The organism is Saccharothrix longispora, assembly GCF_031455225.1.
Lineage (GTDB): Bacteria > Actinomycetota > Actinomycetes > Mycobacteriales > Pseudonocardiaceae > Actinosynnema > Actinosynnema longispora.
Genome location: NZ_JAVDSG010000001.1, coordinates 2,760,636 through 2,778,557, shown reverse-complemented (window position 1 = coordinate 2,778,557; position 17,922 = coordinate 2,760,636). Strand labels below are relative to the sequence as shown.

The following is a 17,922-nucleotide window of genomic DNA, read 5'->3' as shown; positions in this document are numbered from 1 at the left end:
CGTCCGAACGGGGTACTCCCTCCCGGATCGAGGGGAGTGCACACGATGGCGAAGCACCGATTGGGCCAGTCCGAGGGCCGGCAGTGGGGTGGTCCGGACCTGGTCTCCGGAGCCGAGGACGCCCTGGCCCGCGGCGACCGCGAACAGGCCGAGACCACCCCGGAGCGGCTCGACGACGACTAGACCGGAACGCGCCGGTCAGAACTCCAGGTCCGCGTCCTCGCTCACCGAGCGCAGCGCGGTCACCGTCGGGTGCCCGCCGGCGAGGACGGCGGCGTCGCTGCCCGGCGGCAGGTCGCCCTCCACGGCCACCGAGGCGATGTCGATCGACCCGTCGTCGGTGTCCTTGACCCGGCTCTGCACCGCGCCGAACTCGGCCAGCCCGGCCCGCTTCGGCTCGGCCCAGGAGGCGTCGGGTTCGGCGGCGTTGGGCACGTTCAGGTTGAGCACCGAGCCCGGCGGCAGCGCGGCGAGCCGGTCGAACAGGCCCGACGCGACCGCCACGGCGGTGTCCCAGTGGTGCGGCACGTCCACGTCCAGCCCGACGTCGAGGGACACCGCCATCGCGCGCACCCCGTTGATGGAGGCGGTGAGCGCCGCGCCGACCGTGCCGGAGTGCAGCACGGCCCGGCCGACGTTCGCGCCGCGGTTCACGCCCGACAGCACGATGTCCGGCGGGTCGCCGAACGCGCCCTGCGTGGCGACCATCGCGATCAGGCCGGGGTGCGCCGAGACCGCGTAGGCGGGTACGTCGGGCAGGTCGGGCAACTGCCGTCGCTCCACCACGATCCGCCGGTCGTCCTCGGCGGCGGTCAGGCCGGCGCTGGTGCCGCTGGACTCGCGGGCGGGCGCGGCGACCACGGTGTCCCACCCGTGCTCCACCGCGCCGCGCGCGAGGGCGGCCAGCCCCGGCGAGTCGATTCCGTCGTCGTTGGTGATCAGTACCCTCACTCGTGCTTCCACGGGGTGAGGGTTACCCGTTCCGCCAGCTCCCGCACCACGTCGCCGCTACCGGTGCCCAGGCCGTGCCGGGTGATGTTGACCGCGCCGGCCGCCGCGCCGAGCTTCAGCGCGTCCTTCAGCGACATGCCGAGCGCGAGACCGGCGGCCAGCCCCGCGGTCATCGAGTCACCGCCGCCGCGGGTGTCCACGGGGGACAGGTCGGGCGACTCGACGAGGTAGAACTCCTCCTCGACCAGTGCCAGGGTCTCCTCGGCGGCCCGGGACACCACGACCGCGCGGGCGCCGCACTTCGCCAGCTCGCGCACGCCCCCCACCAGGTCGGGCAGCGAGTCGGACTTCGCCAGCCCGTCGGACACCAGCTCCTCGTGGCTGACCTTCACCACCGCGGGCCCGCCCTTGAGGGCCGCGGCGAGCCGCCCGCCCGACAGGTCCACGACGACCTGGCAGCCGTTGCCGCCCAGGTCCTTCGCGAGGCGCTCGTAGACGGAGTCCGGCACCGGCTCGTCGTCGGCGGCAGGGCCGCTGAGGACGGCGACGCCCGCGTTGAGCGACTCCATCAACGTCATCTCGTACAGGTCGTCCAGCTCGTGGCGGGTCAGCGCGTCGGCGGGCATCCGCACGGCCTCGTCGCGACTGCCGTCGCGCCGGTCGTGCACGTACCCGCCGTTGCGGGCGGCGACGTCGCGCGCCTTGAGGTCGACCCCGATCAGGTGCCGCAGCACGTGACCGGTCTCCCCGCCCAGCGCGGCGCACAGCACGACCTCCGCGCCGAGTGACTGGATCATCCGCGACTGCCACACACCCTGACCACCCGCGTGGACGTGGATGTCCGGCGCACCGTCCAACTCCTCCACCGTCACCGTCAACTCCGGGGACGGCGCGAACACCGCAACTCGACCAGTCATAATCGGACATCTACCCCAATTCGTCGTGATCAAATCACGGGCAGGCGAGCCTCCCTCAGCCAGGAGTCGAACAGCGCGTCCAACGGCAGGGCGGTGTGCCGGGCGGCCACCGCCTCGAAGTCCGCCGTCGTCGCCGTCGCGTGCCGGAACGTCGTGGTCCAGTCCCGCAGCAGCGCGAAGAACTCCACGTCGCCGACGCGCTCGCGCAACGCCTGGAGCAGCAGCGCCCCGCGCTGGTACACGCGATCGTCGAACAGGTCGGCCTCGCCGGGGTCGCCGATCCTCAGGTCCTGCGGCAGCCGGGTGAGCCGGGCGTGCGCCCGCCGTGCCTGCACCGCCGCGGTCAGGCCGCCCGAGCGCTCCGACCACAGCCACTCCGCGTAGCAGGCGAAACCCTCGTTGAGCCAGATGTCCCGCCAGTCGGCCAACCCCACGGCGTTGCCGAACCACTGGTGCGCCAGCTCGTGCGCGACCAGCCGCTCGTGCCCGCGCCGCCCGTCCACGTGGTTCGCCCCGAAGACCGACATGCCCTGCGCCTCGACCGGCACGTCCAGCTCGTCGTCGGTCACCACGACCTGGTAGCGCCGGAACGGGTACGGCCCGAACAGCTCCTCGAAGACCTCCACCATCCGGGGTTGGCGGGCGAAGTCGTGCCGGGCCGCGCGCAGCAGCCGGGCAGGCGCCGCCACGTCCTGCCCGTCGGCGGGGGCGAACCGCTCGTACACGCCGATCTGCACCGACGCCAGGTAGGTCGCCATCGGCTCGGCCTGCTCGTAGACCCACCGCGTGGTGCTGCCGCCGACCCGGCCGTCGACGAGGACCCCGTTGGCGAGCACCGTGTACGGCGACGCGGTGGTCACCGCGATCCGGTACGTCGCCTTGTCCCGCACCAGGTCGTTGCACGGGAACCAGGACGGCGCGCCCACCGGCTGGCCGGCCACCAGCGCGCCGTCGGTGAGCTGGTCCCAGCCCAGTTCGCCCCAGTGCCGGGTGCGCACGGGCCGCACCGCGCCCGCGTAGCGCACCTCGACGGTGAACGGGCCGTCGACCGGGCGGGCCGGGCGGACCCGCAGCTTGCCGCCGCCGAGCGCGAACCGGGCGGCCTTGCCGTCCACCAGCACGCGCTGCACGGCCGGTCCCGCGAAGTCCAGCACCACCGGGCTGAGCGGCGCGTCGGCGACGGCGGACAGCACCGCCCGCCCCGACAGCCGACCGCTGATCCGGTACTCCAGGTCGAGGTCGTAGTGCGCGACCCGGTAGCGGCCGTCCCCGTTGCCCGGCAGGTACGGTCCGCTCATCGCCAGGCGGAGATCGGGTTGCCCAGCCAGCGCGTGCCCGCGGGGACGTGCTCGCCCCGCATCACCAGCGACGCGGGGCCCACCGTCGTGTGCGGGCCGACCGACGCCCCGGGCAGCACGATCCCGTGCGGGCCGAGCGTCGCGCCGGCCGCGAGCGCCACCGCGTCCATGCGCAGGATCCGATCGTGGAACAGGTGGGTCTGCACCACGCACCCGCGGTTGACCGCCGCACCGTCGCCCAGCGACACCAGGTCGGCCTCGGGGAACCAGTACGACTCGACCCACGTGCCGCGGCCGACCCGCGCGCCCAGCGCCCGCAGCCACACCGCCGTCACCGGCGACCCGCCCGTCGAGCCGACCAGCCACGGCACGGCCAGCACCTCGACGAACGTGTCGGCCAGCTCGTTGCGCCAGACGAAGCCGCTCCACAGCGGGTACTCGCGCGCCCGGAACCGACCCACCAGCAGCCACTTCGCCGCCACCGCCACCGCGCACGCCACGACGCCCGCCGCGAGCAGCACCGGACCGGCGAGCAGCGGCCCCACCTCGCGCAGCGCGAACAGCACGCCGACGACCAGGGCGACGTGGCACATCACCGGCACCACCCGGCACAGCTCGACCAGCGCCCGCGCCACGACCAGGCGGCGCGGCGGGTCGAACGTGCGGCTCAGGTCGCCCTCCTCGGCCGCGCGCGGCAGCTTCATCGGGGGCATGCCCAGGTAGGAGCTGCCCGCCTTGGCGCGCTTCGGCGTGGACGACAGCACGCCGACCAGGCCGCGGTTGGGCACCGCGCGACCGGGCGCGGTCATGCCCGAGTTGCCCAGGAACGCCCGCTTGCCGACCCGCGCGTGGGCGATGCGCAGCCGCCCGCCGCCCAGCTCGTAGGTGGCCACCATGGTGTCGTCGGCGAGGAACGCGCCGTCGCCGATCGTCGTCATCCTCGGCAGCGCGACCACGGTGGACGCCTCGACCCGGCGACCCACCCGCATGCCGAGCAGGCGCAGCCACACCGGCGTGAACAGGCTCGCGTACAGCGGGAACAGGGCGACGCGCGCCGTGCTCATCAGCCGTTCGGTGGTCCACGCCTGCCAGGCGACGCGGCTGTGCACCGGGTGGCTGCCCGCGCGCAGGCCGGTGCCGAGCAGCCGCACGCACACCAGCACCAGCAGCGCGTACGCGCCGAGCCACACCACGGTGGCGAGCGGCACGGCGAGCAGCGCCGAGGTGAGCGTGAGGGGTTCGCGCACTACCAGCAGCACGGCGGGCAGCGCGGCGACGGCCGGGATCAGGCCCAGCGCGGAGGCGGTGAAGCCGTAGGCGAGCTTCCACCGCCGCGAGCGCGGCGGTCGCGGCCCGGGGCGGTCGGCCTTGCCGGTGCGCGTCGCGGGCACGCCCGCCCAGCGCTGCCCGGTGGGCACGGAGCCGGTGACACCGGAGCCGGGCGCGACCTCGGCCCGCTTGCCGACGCGCGCGCCCGGGAAGAGCGTGCTGCGGGCGCCGACGACCGCGCCCGCGCCGATCCGCACGCGGCCGACGTGGACCAGGTCGCCGTCGACCCAGTGGCCGGACAGGTCGACCTCGGGCTCCACGGCGCTGCCGCGGCCGAGCTTGAGCATCCCGGTGACCGGCGGCAGCGAGTGCAGGTCGACGTCCGGGCCGATCTTCGCGCCCAGGGCGCGGGCGTAGTGGGTGACCCACGAGCCGGTGAGGTTGGTGGCGCCGCTGGACTCGGCGAGCCGTTCGGCGGTCCAGAGCCGCAGGTGCACGCCCCCGCCGCGCGGGTACGAGCCGGGTGTGACGCCGCGCAGCAGCAGCCGCGCGCCGCCCGCCGCGATCGCGACCTTGCCGGGCGGGCTGACCAGCAGCAGCCAGCCGGCGGCGAGCCACCACCACGACACGTGCGGCGTGATGCCCAGGACGTTGCCGAGGGCGGCGAGCGCGAGCGACCAGCGCAGCCCGACCAGGCTCGTCAGCGGCACGAGCAGCAGCAGTTGCAGCAGCCCGGCGCGGCGGGGCGTGGGCGCGACCTCGCGGGCGGCGGCGCGGTGGCCGGCCAGGTCGTCCAGCCGGGCGGCCATCCCGCGCAGCGTGGGGTGCTGGTAGACGTCGCTGACGGAGCCGCCCGCGTGCCGGGTGCGGACCAGCGTCACCAGCCGGGCCGCGGCCAGGCTGCCGCCGCCGTGGGCGAAGAAGTCGGCGTCGGGATCGGCGACGCGGGAGCCCAGCACCTCGGCCCACTGGTCGGCCAGCCACGCCTCGGTGGGGGTGAGGTCGGCGTGCGCGGACTCGTCGACGGCCAGGGGCAGCGGCCACGGCAGCGCGTCGCGGTCGACCTTGCCGGACGTGCGGGTGGGCAGCGTGCCGACGACGGCCAGCACCGGCACGAGCGCCGCGGGCAGCGCGGACCGCAACCGGTCCAGCGCGGCGGCCTGGTCGAACGCGTCCCCGTCGGCGGGCACGACGTACCCGACGAGCACCTGGTTGCCGCTCTTGGTGGACCGCACGGCCGCGGCGGCGCCGGCGACGTCGGGCAGCGCCTGGAGCGCCGCGTCCACCTCGCCCAGCTCGATGCGCCGACCACCCAGCTTGACCTGCTCGTCGGCGCGGCCCAGGAACACCAGCCCCTCGGGCTCGGCGCGCACGAGGTCGCCGCTGCGGTAGGCGCGGTCCCAGCCGAGCGCGGGCAGTGGTGCGAACTTCTCCGCGTCCTTGGCCCCGTCGAGGTAGCGGGCCAGGCCGACCCCGCCGATCACCAGTTCACCCGAGCCGCCCATCGGCACCGGCTCGCCCGCCGCGTCGACCACGACCAGCTCCCAGCCGTCGAGCGGCAGCCCGATGCGCACGGGGGGCTCACCGGTCAGCCGGGCGGCGCAGGCCACCACGGTGGCCTCGGTGGGACCGTAGGTGTTCCACACCTCGCGGCCCTCGACGGCCAGCCGCTCGGCCAGCTCCGGCGGGCACGCCTCGCCGCCGAAGATCAGCAGCCGCACGTCGTCGAGCGCGTCCACCGGCCACAGCGCGGCCAGCGTCGGCACCGTGGACACCACGGTGATCTCGCGCTCCACCAGCCACGGACCCAGGTCGAACCCGGTGCGCACCAGGGCGCGCGGCGCCGGGACCAGGCACGCGCCGTGGCGCCAGGCCAGCCACATCTCCTCGCACGACGCGTCGAACGCCACCGACAGCCCGGCCAGCACCCGGTCGTCGGGGCCGATCGGGTCGTCGGGCAGGAACAGCCGCGCCTCGGCGTCCACGAACGCCGCGGCCGAGCGGTGGCTGACCGCGACGCCCTTGGGCTTGCCGGTGGAACCGGAGGTGAAGATGATCCACGCGTCGTCGTCGGGGCCGGGTGAGCCGACCGCGCCCAGCGGCGCGCGCAACGGGGTCAGGGCGCGGTGCTCGCCGAGCACGGCGCACGCGCCCGCCTCGCCGAACACCAGCTCGGCGCGCTCGTCGGGGTCGTCGGCGTCCACCGGCACGTACGCGGCGCCCGCGGCGAGGACCCCGAGCACGGCCACGTAGAGGTCCACCGTGCCCGACGGCACGCGGATGCCGACGCGGTCGCCGACGCCGATGCCGGCCTCGGCCAGGGCGCGCCGCTGCGCGTCGACCTCGTCGAGCAGGTCGCGGTAGGTCAGCGACGTCGTGCCGTCGTCGAGCGCGGGGGAGTGCGGGTGGCGCCGCGCGGTGTCGGCGAGGACGTCGACGAGGGTGCGCGCGGGCGCGGCGGCGCCGGCGCGGAACAGCGCGGGCGTGGCGGTCGGCGTGAGGAGGGCGGTGTCGGGGGCGATGGTCACCGGCCGACACCGGTGGGACGACGTGAACGCACGGGGTGATCCTCCGAGGGGGGCGACGAGCTGCTCCACGCCCGGCGAACCGGTCAAGCAGCCTGGGCGGTCGCTGCGGCGGAACCGCCGACGTGCGACTTTACCCAGCTTTAACGGGCCTGTCCCGAGCTGCGCGCCGCGAGTGGGTGGTGTCACACTCCGTGATCGCGTGCCGTGATCCCCGCTCCACGCGGGGTGAACGCGAACCCTTCGGGGAAGTCGGCGCCGCCGAGCCGGACCGCGAGCACCACGGGTTCCGGCAGGTCGGGTTCCCCGCGCAGGTGGAACAGCACCGGCGGCCGGGCGCGGTCGGCGGCCCCGTAGAGCAGGGTCCCGGGGTGACGGGGGTTCCTGCCGCCGAGCAGCGCGGTCGGCGTCCCGAAGCGGTCGAGCACCTCGTCGCGCACCCGGTCGCGGGCGCACCACCCGTGCGCCGAGGCGAGCAGCCGGTCGTGCTCGTCCCGGTCGAGGAGCCGGTCGGGGACCAGGAAGTCGTGCCGGTGCGCGAACTCCGCGTACACCGAGGCGACCACGTCGTCGTCCGCCCGGCCCAGCACGGCGTGCACGCCGCCCCTGACGCCCGCGCCGTTGGCCGCGCGCCGCTCGACCAGTTCCGCGCGGAACGCGGCCCACGCCGCGCCGAGCCCGTGGGCGAACGCGGCGGCGTCCAGGCAGAGCAGGAGTCCGATCTCGCCACCGTGCGCGACCGGGCGCCGCAGCGCGTCGTTCGCCCGGTCGCGCAGGTGGGCGCGGATCTCGTCGACGGTGGGTCGGGTCACGGGGACATCCAACCTCGCGCCGTCCGACCTAGCGGCCCGACCCGAGCGCGGCGTCCACCAGGGGCTTGACCTCGGTGCCGAGCAGTTCGATCGCCTCCATGACCAGCTTGTGCGGCACGCCTGCCCAGTCCATCTGCATCGCGTACCGGTCGGCGTCGACCAGGCCGCCCACCGAGATCAGCCGTTCGGCGACCTCCTGGGGACTGCCCGCGAAGATCGACGTCGCGCCCTCGGTCCACGCGTCGTAGTCCGCCCGCGAGGGGACCGACCAGCCGCGCGCCTTCGCGCCGTACTTCATGGTCTCCAGCCAGTACGGGTAGAACGCGTTCTTGGCGTCCTGCGAGTTGCGGGCGATCAGGCCGATGGCGCTCATCGTCACGTGCAGGTCCTCGGGGCGCTGCCCGCCCGCCTCGCCCGCGCGCCGGTACAGGTCGACCAGCGGGGCGAAGCGCTCCGGCTCGCCGCCGATGATCGCGTAGACCACGGGCAGGCCGAGCAGGCCCGCGCGGATCGAGGATTCCGGGTTCCCGCCGGTGCCCACCGAGATCCGCAGGTGCTCGCCGTAGGGGCGCGGGTGGACGTGGGCGTTCTCCAGCGGTGCGCGGAACTTGCCCGACCAGGTGATCGGGTCCTCCCGGTCCAGGCGCAGCAGCAGCGCCAGCTTCTCCTCGTACAGCTCGTCGTAGTCCTCCAGGCTCGCGCCGAACAGCGGGAACGACTCGGTGAACGAGCCCCGCCCCGCGAGCAGCTCCGCGCGACCCCGGCTGAGCTGGTCGAGCGTGGTGAACTGCTGGTAGACGCGCACCGGGTCCTCGGTGCTGAGCACGGTGACCGCGCTGCTGAGCGTGATGCGCTCGGTCACGCCCGCGGCGGCGGCGAGCACCGTGCCGGGGTTGGAGATCGAGTACTGCGGCAGGTGGTGCTCGCCGAGGCCGTAGAAGCCGAGCCCCAGTTGGTCGGCGAGCCTGATCCGCTCCAGGCTCTGGGCCAGCGCGTCGGCGACGGAGACCTGCTCGCCCGTGACGGGGTCGGGGTGCCGGTCGCCGAAGCTGTAGACCCCGAGCTGCATACCTTTTGTGGACACGTCAACAAGCTAGCGCGTCATTGATGACACGTCAACATCTTGCTAGCTTGGGTGGATGGGCGAACCACGGTGGCTGGGCGAACGGGAGGCCGCGGTGTGGCAGGCGTACCTGGCCGTGCAGCGCGAGCTGCACAGTGCGCTGGAACGGCAGCTCGTGCGCGACTCGGGGTTGTCCAACGCCGACTACTCGCTGCTCGTCCCGCTCTCCGAGGCCGCGGACGGCGTGGTGCGCTCCCGCGAACTCGGCGTCCTGGTGGGCTGGGAGCGCAGCAGGCTGTCGCACCAGATCGGCCGGATGGAGAAGCGCGGGCTGGTCGTGCGCGAGGAGTGCGCCGAGGACGCCCGCGGCTCGATGGTGCGGTTGACCCCCGCCGGGCGGGCCGCGATCGAGGCCGCCGCGCCGGGGCACGTCGAGGCGGTCCGCCGCTACGTGTTCGACGGTCTGTCCGCCGAGGAGGTCGACGTCCTCGACCGGGTGTTCCACCGCGTCCTGGGCCGGATCGCCGACGACGCCTGACCGCGGGGACGGCTCGGAAAAGGGGCCGCGCGTGGTGCGGCCCCTCTCCGCCCCCCCCGGGGATACCGGTCGGCGGCGGTCGACCGCCTGTCCGCCCGGTCGCGTTCGGCCGTCGGGGAGCCGAACACCCTTCAGCTTCGCCCGCTGGGAGCGCGCCCGCATCGACAACCCTCCGTATCCGCTTCCGTATCCCGCACCGGCAGGTGTACGACCGGCGCATCCGTACCCCCGTTGCCGGGAATACGGATACCGGTGGATGCGCTCGCGGTGGCGAGGTCGCGACAGTGGACACCCACGTGGAAGAACCGACGCCGGCGTGGGCGCCGTTCGCGAGGAGAAGACGTGCAGCTGACCGCCGGGTTCGCACCGGACCGACAAGCCCTCGTGGGCGGCCCGCTGCGCGGCTGGCAGCACCACGCGCACGAGGACGCGCTGGCCCGCCTCGGTCCGGCGCACGCCGCCGAGCTGCCCAACGGCCTGGAGGTGCTGGTCACCACCGTGGGCCTGGAGGCCACCCGCTCCCTGCTCGGCGACGAGCGGCTGTCCAAGGACGCGGCCGGCCTGGTCGGCGCGATGCAGCAGCAGTTGGCCGCCAAGGGCAGGCCGACGGACCTGTCGCGGATCATCGGCCCGTCCATGCTCAACACCGACCCGCCGCACCACCGCAAGCTGCGCGCCCTGGTGTCGCAGGCGTTCACGCCGCGCCGGATCGAGCTGCTGCGCCCGGCCGTGGAGAAGACCGCGAACGACCTGGTGGCCGCGCTGCCCCGGGACGCCGACCTGGTCGAGGCCCTGGCGTTCCCCCTGCCGCTGGCGGTGATCTGCGACCTGCTCGGCGTCCCCGAGGAGGACCGCGCCCAGCTCAACCGCTGGACCGCGGCGATGATGACCGAGCGGCCCGAACTGGTCGTCCCGGCCTCCGACGCCATGTTCGGCTACCTCGCGGGCCTGATCGAGTACAAGCGCGATCAGCCCGACGACGCCCTGCTCAGCGCCCTCACCCAGGCCCGGGTCGACGGCGAGGGCCTGTCCCCGGAGGAACTGCTCACCACCGCGATCCTGCTGGTCGTGGCGGGGCACGAGACCACCGGCGCGCTCATCGGCAACACCGTCGCCGCCCTGCTCGCCCTGCCCGGCGCGTGGCAGGCCCTCACCCCGGACACCGTCGCCGCCGTGGTGGAGGAGGCCGCCCGCTGGGACCCGCCGACCCGCGTCACCCCGCACTACCGGGTGACCGCCGACGTCGAGGTGCCGGGCGGCGTGCTCCCCGAGGGCGCGCTCGTGATGATCAACCTGGGGACCGCGGGCCGCGACCCGCTGACGCACGGTCCCACCGCGACCCGCTTCGACCCCACCCGCGTGCCGGTCACCGGCAACGCCGCCCTGGGGCACGCCTCCTTCGGCCACGGCATCCACTACTGCCTGGGGCACCACCTGGCCCGGATCGAGGTCAGGGCGGCCCTCACCGCCCTGCGCGCCCGCCACCCCGACCTGAGCCTCGCGGCCGACGCGGCCGAGCTGGTGCGCGACGACAAGGTCGTGCCCAACACCTTCGCCTCGATCCCCGTGCGGCTGGAGCCCTGACCCCGACATGTCGGTACGACTGCGCGAACCGCACTCCCAGGTCCCCACGAGGCCGGCGGCGAAGGTGATGGGCTGGTACCGCTCGGTGCTGTCGAGCCTGCGGTCCGCCGACCCCGCCGCGCCGCCGGGCTCCCACCTGGCCCGGGTGGTGGTCCTGGCCGGGGTGCGTCCCGACCCGGCCCCCTGGACCCCGCCCTTCTAGTCCGACTTCCCCGCCAGCAGCGTGATCAGCTGGTGCCGGTTGGCGATGTCGAGCTTGCGGTAGATGCGGGTCAGGTGGGTGTGGACGGTCGCGGGGGAGATGACCAGGCGGGACGCGACCTCCGGGTTGGACAGGCCGTCGCCGACCAGCCGGGCCACGTTCCACTCCGCCGGGGTCAGGCCGGCGGGGCGCGGCGAGGTCGGGACCTCGTCCTCGTCGTCCGCGTCGAGCACGGCGGCCAGGGCGTTCTCGACCGACTCGGCCCGCGACGAGTACGCGCGCCCGTAGGCGTCGTCGCCGAGCACCGCGCGGGCGCGTCGGACGGCCCGGGCGCTGTGCGCGGCGAACGGCACGAGGCCGTCGACGCGGACGCCGGTCACCCGGTGCAGGCCGTGGGCCAGGCCGAGCATGCGGGCCGCCGCCTGCGCCTGGCCGGCCTTGGCGTGCGCCCACCCCAGGCCCTCGATCGTCCACAGCGGACCCCACTTGTCGCGGATCGCGCGCTGCACCCGCAGACCCTCCCGCAGCACCTCCAGCGCGCGTTCCGGGTCGCCCCACCGGGTCTCGACCACGCCGCGGCACCAGTGCGCCCAGCTCAGCCCCCACGGCGCGCCGAGGCGCTCGCAGGAGGCGAAGAACTCCTCGGCCGCCGGTTCGGCCCGTTCCCGGGGGCTGAGCAGGACGAGGGAGACGGTGAGCATGATGTGCGCGAGGTGCTCGTCCACCGCGAAGTCGGGTCCCAGGTCGCCGAACTCGGCGTGCGCCTGCCTCAGCAGGTCCGCGCCGGCGACCGACCCCAGCGCGAGCACCGCGAACGCGCCCCGCACGAACGTCACGGCCGGCAGCGGCACGCCCACCGCCCGGGCCAGGGCCGTCGCCTCGTCGACGCGGCGGGCCACCTGCGAGCGCTCCACGCCCAGGCAGAGCGCGATCCAGGCGTCCAGCGCGATGGCGCTGGCCCGCAGCGGGTCCGCGGCCGGCGGCACGGCGGCGAGGGCCCGGCCCAACCACAGCCGCTCCTCCGGTAATCGACCCGCGTAGGTGTACCAGCGGGTGCGCGCCAGGTCGACGCTCATCTGGAGGCCCGCGTGCGCGGTCGCCGGGTCGCCGATCAGGTCGGCCAGCACGACCCGGTGGTTGGCCATGTCGCGGTCCACCGAGTCGAGCAGCAACGCCTCGTTGCGGCCGGTGAACGAGGCGGCCAGCCGGGCCGCCTCACCGCGGAAGTGCTCCCGGTGGCGCACCCGCACCCCGGCCACCTCCCCGGAGGCGCGCAGCCGGGCCGCGCCGTGCTGCCGCAGCGGTTCGAGCAGGTGGTAGCGGCTGCGATCGGCCGACGGCAGGGCGATCGACTTGTCCAGCAGCCCGGCCAGCGCGTCGGCGACCTCGGTGGCGTCGAGCCCGTCGCCGGAGCACACCGCCTCGGCCGCGGGCAGGCTGAACCCGCCCTCGAACACCGACAGCCGCGCCCACAGCAGCCGTTCGGCGGGCGTGCACTGGTCGTGGCTCCAGCCGATCAACGCGCGCATGGTCCGGTGGTGCGGGACCGTCGTCGTGTCGTTCACGGTCAGCACGCGCATCACGTCGTCGAGCCGGTCGGCCAGCAGCTCCACCGGCATCGACCGCATCCGCACGACGGCCTGCTCGACGGCCAGCGGGATGCCCGCGACCCGCCGCAGCACGCGCACCACGTGCGGCCAGTTGTCCTCGGTGATGCGCCAGCCGGGCACGCTCGCCGCGGCGCGGTCCACCAGCAGCGCCACCGACTCGTGCGCCAGGTCCAGGGGCGCGTCCTCGGCGGGCACGTCCAGCGGCGGCACCATCACCAGTACCTCGCCCGGCACGCGCAGCCGGGCGCGGCTGGTGGTCAGCACGCGCACGCCGGGCGCCGCGCCGAGCACCTCCCGCACCAGGTGCCCGACCGGCTCGACCAGGTGCTCGCAGTTGTCCAGCACCAGCAGCATCCGGCGCGGTGCGAGGTACTCGACCAGCGTCTCCAGCGGGGTGGTCGTCGCCTGGTCCGGCACCCCCACCGCGCTGAGCACGACCTGCGCCAGCAGTTCCGGGTCGCCACCGCGCGCGGGTGCCAACTCGACCACGCGCACACCGTCGTCGTAGGCGCGCTGCACCTGCGCGGCCAGCTCCAGCGCCAGCCGGGTCTTGCCGCCGCCGCCCACGCCGGTGAGCGTGATCAGCGGTGCGGTGCCGATCCTCCGGCGCAGCTCGGCGAGCAGGTCCTTGCGCCCCACGAACGAGCTCAGCGCACGCGGCACGCCTCCGGTCCCGGGTCCCCGCTCGGTCATCCGGACACCGTACGACACCCGTGTGTCCGCGTCCCCCGGGATCGGGGAAACAGGCCGTCAGCCCGCGGCGCGGGGCAAGGTCGGCGTCGACGGCCCGTGACCGGGGTGGGACCACCGGCGGGCGGGCGCGGGCGGTTCCCCGTCCGCCCGCCGGCACCCGCTCAGACCCAGGCCAGCACCGACTCCACCTCGGCGTCCAGCTCGGACACCGGGATGTGCCCGAACTGCTCGACCACGATCCGCCCGTCACGCCGCCGCCACGAGCCGCGCACCCGGCCGTCGACCACGACGTGCGGCACGGGACCGCCGCCACCGGGCCGCACGAACGGCTCGTCGGCCGGGTCGAGCAGCAGGCCGCGGTCGCGGTAGCCGAGCAGGAACGTGTCGAACGGCCCGAGCAGGCGCACCACGCCGTCGAGGTCGGGCGCGTCGGCGGTCGGCAGCTGCCAGCCGTGCTCGCCCTCGACGAGCTCGTCCACGGGGAACCCCCGGGCCGCCTCGGCGGCGGGCAGCCCGCTCCAGGCGGTGAAGTCCTCGACCGTGGCCGGGCCGTGGGCGCGCAGGTAGCGGCGGACCAGCTCGGCCACGGCGTGCCGCGTGTCGCCGTCCTCGCGCCCGTCGCCGGACCCGTCCCCGGAACCGTCGCCGACGAGGCGGTAGGTGCCCTCGCCCGCGCACACCACACCCCGGTTCGCGGCGTAGGCCAGCAGGTACGCGGGCGCCTCGGTGGTCGGGTCGAGCACCACGCCGACCTCGGCCAACCGCCGGACCACCTCGTGCCGGGGCAGGGGGTCGGCGAGCACCTCGCGCAGCCCGTCGAGGGCTCGCGCGCACAGCTCGTCGTCCAGCCCCAGCTCCAGCCTGCGGCGGCGGGTGCGGGCCACGTTCACCGGGCCGAGCAGCGCGACGAGCGGGCCCGCGTCCTCGCGGCGCAGCAGGTGCACGGCGCCGCGCATGGCGCAGGTGCGCACCACGTCACCGCCGGCGAGGGCCGCGCGCAGGTCGGCCGGTGCGACGCCGGTGGTGCGGGCGCGCACGGCCAGCCCGGCGGCGGCGGTGTCCTGCGCCTGCACGGCCAGCACGTCGCGCAGCAGCTCGTCCAGCGATCGGGCGGGGGTCGTCAGGCGCTGCGCCCGCATCCGCAGCGCCCTGGTCCTCGCGGCGGTCACCTCGGCCTCGCGCCCGTGGACCCGCGCACCACCAGTTCGGGCAGGAACACGAACTCGGCGTGCGTGGACGGCGGGGAACCGCCCCGCGTGCCGCCGATCTCCTCCAGCAGCGCGTGCGCCGCGGCCCGGCCCATCGCCTCCACGGGCTGGCGCAGCGTGGTCAGCGGCGGGTCGGCGAACACGATCAGCGGCGAGTCGTCGAAGCCGACCACCGACACGTCCCGCGGCACGGACAGCCCGCGCCGCCGCGCCGCCCGGATCGCGCCGAACGCCATCAGGTCGCTGCCGCACACGACGGCCGTGCACCCCTCGTCCAGCAGCGTCGAGGCCGCCGACTGCCCGCCCTCCACGGTGAACAGCGAGTGCCGGACGAGGGCCTCGGCCTCCTCGGCCGTGCGGTGCAGGGTCGTGCGCACGGCCTGCACGAACCCCTCGATCTTGCGCAGCACCGGCGTGAACCGGCGCGGCCCGACCGCGAGCCCGATGCGCTCGTGCCCCAGCTCCACCAGGTGCGACACGGCCAACCGCATCGCCGCCCGGTCGTCGGTCGACATGAAAGGGGCCGAGACCTGCTCGGTGTAGCCGTTGACCATGACGAACGGGATGCCGCGCCCGGCGAGCCTGGTGTACCGGCCGGTGTCGGCGGTGGAATCGGCGTGCAGCCCGGACACGAACACGATCCCGGCCACGCCCCGCTCCACCAGCATCTCGGTCAGCTGGTCCTCCGTGGACCCGCCGGGCGTCTGGGTGCACAGCAGCGGCGTGTAGCCGGCGCCGGTGAGCACCTGCTCGACCACCTGCGCCAGCGCGGGGAAGATCGGGTTGCCCAGTTCGGGCGTGATCAGCCCGATCAACCCGGCGCTGCGCCGGCGCAGGCGGGGCGGCCGCTCGTAGCCGAGCAGGTCCATGGCCGCCACGACGGTCTGCCGCGTGGTCGCCGAGACGCCGGTCTTGCCGTTGAAGACCCGGCTGACCGTGGCCTCGCTGACCCCGGCCTGCGCGGCGATGTCGCTGAGCCGGGCGGTCGCCCCCTCCATGTCCGTCCTCTCCGTCGTGGTACGCAGAGGAAAGACCTTGCAAAGGCTTTCAGCAAGTCCTTGACAGTCGCCGGTCACATCCCGGGCGCGAGACCCGGTGATCCCAGCGTCCTCGCGGCCTGCTCCGCGCCGGCGGCCAGGGCGGTGGGCACGTCCGCGCCGCCCAAGTGGGCCACCAGGTAGCCGGAGAAGAACGCGTCACCCGCGCCGTTGGTGTCCACCACCTCGGCGACGGGCACGGCGGGCACGCGGTGGACCTCGTCGTCGACCAGGGCGACCGCGCCGTCGGGGCCGAGCGTCGCCACGGTGGGCCTGCCGGTCGTGCCGAGGAACGCGAGCAGCGCGTCGCGGTCGGCGAACCCGTCGTCGTTGAGGAAGACGTGGTCGGCGGCGACGAGGAAGTCGCGGTGGAACTCCTGCTCGCCGTCGTAGCCGTGCAGGTCCGTCCACAGCGGTACGCCGGCGCCGCGCACCGCGCCCAGCAGGGGCCGTGCGTGCTCGGCGAGGTCGACCACGGCCACGTCGGCCGCCGCGAGCGCGGCCAGCGCCCGCTCGTCGTGCCGGGGCTCGCGCAGCCCGGGCAGCTCCAGGTAGACCGAGACCCGCCCGCCGCGCGGGTCCATCAGGTTCAGGTGCTGCTCGGTGGGCTGGTCCACGACCTCCGCGATCACCTCGATCCCGGCGTCCTCCAACACGGCCAGCACCGCCCGGCCGGGCTCGTCGTCGCCGACGACGGTGCGCAGCACCACGTCCACGCCCAGCGAGGCGAGGTTGAGGGCCTTGCCCGCCGACGTGCCGCCGACCGCGGTCCAGTGGCGCGTGGCGAACACGGTCTGCGGGCGCGGGTCGGGCAGGCGGTCCACCTCGACCAGGCGGTTCCAGGAGACCGGGCCGGCGACGAACACCCTGTGCGTGATCACCGGGCCATTGTGCGGTCCGGTGATCACGTCCGCCGTGGGAGTGGGTGGGCGCCTACATCTGCTCGTCCTCCGTCGCGGTGGACCCGGCTCGGAAGGTGACCTCCAGCGACTCCAGGCGGTGGTTGAGCGGCGGGCTCGGGACCACGTTCGCGGACTCCAGCCGCAGGTCCGGGCAGCGTTCGAGCAGGATGCGGAAGCACTCGTCGGCCTCGGTGCGGGCGAGCGCGGCGCCGAGGCAGTAGAACGCGCCCAGGCCGAACGCGGTGTGCCGGTTGGGCTTGCGGGTGATGTCGAAGCGGTCGGGGTCGGGGAAGACCTCCGGGTCGCGGTTGCCGGCCATCATCGCCAGGTAGAACCGCTTGTTCGCGGGCAGTTCGACGCCGCCCAGCTCGAACGGCTCGGTGCTCTGGCGCACGATCATGCTCGCCGGGCCGTCGCAGCGCAGCATCTCCTCCACGGCGTTCGGCGTGAGCGACGGGTTGGCCCTGAGCTCCGCGAACTGGTCGGGGTTGTCGAACAGCAGCTTGAGGCCGTTGGCGATCAGGGTGGCGGTCGTCTCGTGGCCCGCGAACAGCAGCAGCACGCAGTTGGCGACGATCTCGTCCTCGGTGACGACGCCTTCGCGCTCGGCGGCGACGAACACGCTGATCAGATCCTCGCGCGGTTCCTCGCGGTGCTGTCGCACCAGGCCGCGGACGTACTCCTGCATCTCCAGCACGCTGCGCTGCGACTGCCGCAGCCGGTCGGCGTCCGCGATCTGGAAGACCGCGAGGATGTCGCGCGACCACGCCTGGAGCTGCTCGCGGTGCTCGGTCGGCATGCCCAGCATCTCGGCGATGACGTTGGCGGGCAGCGGGTAGGCCAGGTCCGCCACGACCTCCATCCGGCCCTGTTCGGCGACGGCGTCGAGCAGCTCGTGGGTCAGCTCCCGGATGCGGGGGCGCAGGCCGTTGACCGTGGCGGGGGTGAAGTAGCGCTTGAGCAGCTGCTGGAAGCGCACGTGGTCGGTCTCGTTCGTGTGGCCCATCCACAGTTCGATGGACGTCCGCAGGGGGAGCAGCTCCTCCTGCTCCTCGGGGGAGAACTGGGACAGCGACTGGGCCATGTTCGCCGGCACGAGGGTGCGGTCCTTGAGCACGGCCAGGATGTCGGCGTGCCGGGTTAAGAGGTAGGAGTCGAGCTGGGGGATGACGCTGACCGGGCTCTCGGCGCGGATCCGGTGCAGCAGGGGGGTCGGATCGGCCAATGCCTCGGGGGAGAACAGGTCGTAGGACTTCAGCGCCACGGCGGAATCGGTCATGGGCGCAAGTCTGTCCGAGCCGGCCGCGACCCGG

15 protein-coding genes are annotated in these 17,922 nt (G+C 74.7%); 4 read left to right on the top strand and 11 right to left on the bottom strand.

The window, feature by feature from the left end; translation table 11 throughout:
• Positions 1 to 45 precede the first annotated feature (45 nt).
• On the top strand, positions 46 to 183 hold the full coding sequence (locus J2S66_RS11275; RefSeq protein ID WP_306750536.1) for a hypothetical protein: 138 nt from the start codon (positions 46 to 48) through the stop codon (positions 181 to 183).
• Positions 184 to 198: 15 nt separating this feature from the next.
• On the opposite strand, the gene surE is transcribed toward J2S66_RS11275, so the two are convergent.
• The 6 genes from surE to J2S66_RS11245 all read right to left on the bottom strand — a co-directional run bounded on the left by surE (position 199) and on the right by J2S66_RS11245 (position 8,841).
• Entirely contained in the window at positions 199 to 951 is a 753-nt protein-coding gene (surE, locus tag J2S66_RS11270) for a 5'/3'-nucleotidase SurE (protein ID WP_310306872.1), read from the bottom strand.
• On the bottom strand, positions 948 to 1,868 hold the full coding sequence (locus J2S66_RS11265) for a PfkB family carbohydrate kinase (protein WP_310306871.1): 921 nt from the start codon (positions 1,866 to 1,868) through the stop codon (positions 948 to 950). Before J2S66_RS11265 ends, surE begins: the two co-directional genes overlap by 4 nt.
• Positions 1,869 to 1,897: 29 nt before the next feature.
• Positions 1,898 to 3,166, bottom strand: coding sequence for a M1 family metallopeptidase (locus J2S66_RS11260; RefSeq protein ID WP_310306870.1), 1,269 nt, complete (start codon positions 3,164 to 3,166; stop codon positions 1,898 to 1,900).
• On the bottom strand, positions 3,163 to 6,963 hold the full coding sequence (locus tag J2S66_RS11255; protein WP_310306869.1) for a Pls/PosA family non-ribosomal peptide synthetase: 3,801 nt from the start codon (positions 6,961 to 6,963) through the stop codon (positions 3,163 to 3,165). The genes J2S66_RS11260 and J2S66_RS11255 overlap by 4 nt, the downstream gene beginning before the upstream one ends.
• Before the next feature lie 182 nt (positions 6,964 to 7,145).
• Positions 7,146 to 7,772: a hypothetical protein gene (locus J2S66_RS11250; protein WP_310306868.1), complete on the bottom strand. Its 627-nt coding sequence runs from the start codon at positions 7,770 to 7,772 to the stop codon at positions 7,146 to 7,148.
• Positions 7,773 to 7,800: 28 nt separating this feature from the next.
• Positions 7,801 to 8,841, bottom strand: a complete 1,041-nt coding sequence (locus tag J2S66_RS11245; RefSeq protein WP_310314756.1) for an LLM class flavin-dependent oxidoreductase — start codon at positions 8,839 to 8,841, stop codon at positions 7,801 to 7,803.
• 70 nt (positions 8,842 to 8,911) lie between these two features.
• Between J2S66_RS11245 and J2S66_RS11240 the strand changes: the two genes are divergently transcribed.
• From J2S66_RS11240 to J2S66_RS11230, 3 genes are all read left to right on the top strand, one after another.
• Positions 8,912 to 9,373: a MarR family winged helix-turn-helix transcriptional regulator gene (locus tag J2S66_RS11240; protein WP_310306867.1), complete on the top strand. Its 462-nt coding sequence runs from the start codon at positions 8,912 to 8,914 to the stop codon at positions 9,371 to 9,373.
• A gap of 342 nt (positions 9,374 to 9,715) precedes the next feature.
• Positions 9,716 to 10,957 carry a cytochrome P450 gene (locus J2S66_RS11235; RefSeq protein WP_310306866.1) on the top strand — a complete coding sequence of 414 codons (1,242 nt, stop codon included), beginning with the start codon at positions 9,716 to 9,718 and terminating at the stop codon, positions 10,955 to 10,957.
• A gap of 7 nt (positions 10,958 to 10,964) precedes the next feature.
• The gene (locus tag J2S66_RS11230) at positions 10,965 to 11,159 is read left to right on the top strand and encodes a hypothetical protein (protein WP_310306865.1); all 195 of its coding nucleotides are present in this window, start codon (positions 10,965 to 10,967) and stop codon (positions 11,157 to 11,159) included.
• On the opposite strand, the gene J2S66_RS11225 is transcribed toward J2S66_RS11230, so the two are convergent.
• The 5 genes from J2S66_RS11225 to J2S66_RS11205 form a co-directional block, all read right to left on the bottom strand.
• The gene (locus tag J2S66_RS11225; protein WP_310306864.1) at positions 11,156 to 13,462 is read right to left on the bottom strand and encodes a helix-turn-helix transcriptional regulator; all 2,307 of its coding nucleotides are present in this window, start codon (positions 13,460 to 13,462) and stop codon (positions 11,156 to 11,158) included. The two genes, J2S66_RS11230 and J2S66_RS11225, sit on opposite strands and share 4 nt — an antisense overlap.
• 161 nt (positions 13,463 to 13,623) lie before the next feature.
• Entirely contained in the window at positions 13,624 to 14,631 is a 1,008-nt protein-coding gene (locus J2S66_RS11220) for a winged helix DNA-binding domain-containing protein (protein WP_310306863.1), read from the bottom strand.
• Entirely contained in the window at positions 14,628 to 15,668 is a 1,041-nt protein-coding gene (locus tag J2S66_RS11215; RefSeq protein WP_310306862.1) for a LacI family DNA-binding transcriptional regulator, read from the bottom strand. The genes J2S66_RS11220 and J2S66_RS11215 overlap by 4 nt, the downstream gene beginning before the upstream one ends.
• A gap of 74 nt (positions 15,669 to 15,742) precedes the next feature.
• A complete protein-coding gene (locus tag J2S66_RS11210) occupies positions 15,743 to 16,588 on the bottom strand; it encodes a carbohydrate kinase family protein (RefSeq protein WP_310306861.1) in 846 nt (281 codons plus the stop codon).
• A 52-nt stretch (positions 16,589 to 16,640) separates the two neighbouring features.
• Positions 16,641 to 17,888 (bottom strand): cytochrome P450, encoded by a 1,248-nt coding sequence (locus tag J2S66_RS11205; protein ID WP_310306860.1) that lies wholly within the window; start codon positions 17,886 to 17,888, stop codon positions 16,641 to 16,643.
• Positions 17,889 to 17,922 lie beyond the last annotated feature (34 nt).